Genomic DNA, 1,741 nt, shown 5'->3' with positions numbered 1-1,741 from the left:
GCTCGGGCGAGCCGCTTGCAGCAATTGCTCCGCTCGATGTGAGCGACAGAGGTTGTCCCTCCCAGTCCGTGATTACGCCGCCCGCTTCGGTAACGACCGGACACAAAGGCGCATATGTCAAACGGATCGAGATTGTCCCCGTTGAGGCAAATGTCGATCAGTCCTCGCGAAAGCGCGCCGTAAGCCGGTGCGCCGCCATCGAACACCCTGAGCTGCCCCGACGCTCGCAGCCGCTCATAACCAAGGCCGTATCGCCGGTAAAACTGTCGGGATTTGCCAGGCTGATTTTCGAGGTTTCGATCTCTCGCTGTCCACTGCTTCGGACGACACGGCCATCGAAAATGGTGCCTTTGCCTTGGGCGGCCACAAACCGCACGCCAGGCAACGGCAAGTCTATGATCCCCAGAACCGGAAAGCCTTCCCTGCAGACGCTGATGAGGGACGCGAAGTTGAGCAACCCTGTCGCGAACTGACGTGTGCCGTCTATGGGGTCCAGAACCCATGTGTAGGCACTCGCCCCGGCGTCGGAGCCAAATTCCTCACCAAGTATCCCATGCCAGGGAAAATCCCGTCGTATCCGCTCCCGCCACATTTCTTCAATGGACAGATCGGCTTCAGTCAGCGAGGAGCCGTCGGCTTTGTAAGTCACGGCCAGATCGCCACGCCAGGAATTGCTGGCACGGCAAGATGAGGCCTCCGCCAGCGCCAGCGCCACGTTCATGATCCTATCGAGTTCGGGCATTTCGGGCTCTCAAAAAGCCCCTATTGCCCGTTACCTTGACAGCGGGATGACAAATCCGGGTCGGCGCCTGCAACCTTCAAGGATCCGCTACGCGAGCGCGAGGCCGGGTCCCCACGCCCATATCGACTGACAGACAATACGCAGGCAGCGCCGGAAGCCGCGTCTCCACGCTGGCAATTCTCGCTGCTCCAACTTGCGCAATGCGGGCTCCCTGCGGCGAGGCGGTCCAATCCCGCTCTTCTCGTGATGGCCTTCCTGGTCCGGCTCCGGATCTTCCACGATCAACCCGCAGGGGGTCCGCTACGCAAGCGTGCGGCCGCTTGGCTGAAGCCTGCGCGGTGATCGCGCCCGGAGCCGGACGCTGACGGAGCCATCGAGCGGAAATTGGTCCGCGCAGAAGATGGAGCCCTCATATGTCGCACAATCTGGAACTCGCGCAAAAGCACGCCTGGAACCTCGCCCGCACCCTGATGACCACCGTCATCCTCTTCCGCTCCGACAACCAGTACGGCGTCCTGCCAGCCGACGAACTCAACGACGCCGAGGTCGAAGCGCTCTACGAATACAACCCTTTCGAGGGAGCCCGGTTCATTGAACCGGCCTTCGCTCTGCCTTCGTCGAGCGCACCGCGCCCGCCAGGCAGGGCGCTTTCGCGCCTGTTCGCACTTCGCGCCCCCTCCCGGACGTCGCTCCTGCCGGGTCCGGCGCCGCGCGCAACGGCTTCGCCGTCCTCCACTGTCGTTTCGGCCCTGCGGGTGCCCGCGCCTCCTGATCGCCCCGGCTGTTGGACCGCCGTGACGGGGCCGCGATGGGCGCGGCCTCCAGAATGGAGGTTCAGGAAAATGAGCAGAAAAGAAAAAGGATCGCGGGCAGACCTCTACGCGAGGATAACCGAGAAGATCGTTGCCGATCTCGAAAATGGCGTGCGCCCTTGGGTCAAGCCATGGAGTGCGGATCATCCGAGTGGCAGCGTCAACAGGCCGCTACGCCACAATGGGC

At 62.8% G+C, this 1,741-nt stretch carries 2 protein-coding genes; one reads left to right on the top strand and one right to left on the bottom strand.

Annotated features, from left to right (window positions below):
* Positions 1-157: 157 nt before the first annotated feature.
* Positions 158-721, bottom strand: a complete 564-nt coding sequence (locus tag EOA27_RS35115; RefSeq protein WP_210214196.1) for an inositol monophosphatase family protein — start codon at positions 719-721, stop codon at positions 158-160.
* A gap of 434 nt (positions 722-1,155) precedes the next feature.
* Between EOA27_RS35115 and EOA27_RS43220 the strand changes: the two genes are divergently transcribed.
* On the top strand, positions 1,156-1,741 hold a 586-nt coding region (locus tag EOA27_RS43220), incomplete at its 3' end, for an ArdC-like ssDNA-binding domain-containing protein (protein ID WP_348639883.1).

This window comes from Mesorhizobium sp. M2A.F.Ca.ET.037.01.1.1 (assembly GCF_003998075.1).
Lineage (GTDB): Bacteria > Pseudomonadota > Alphaproteobacteria > Rhizobiales > Rhizobiaceae > Mesorhizobium.
Note: the sequence above shows the minus strand (reverse complement) of the source record. Positions and strands in the feature narration are given on the sequence as shown.

Excerpts from the sequence above, each read along its gene's own strand:
- EOA27_RS35115 (WP_210214196.1), bottom strand. The coding sequence starts at position 721 with ATGAACGTGGCGCTGGCGCTGGCGGAGGCCTCATCTTGCCGTGCCAGC.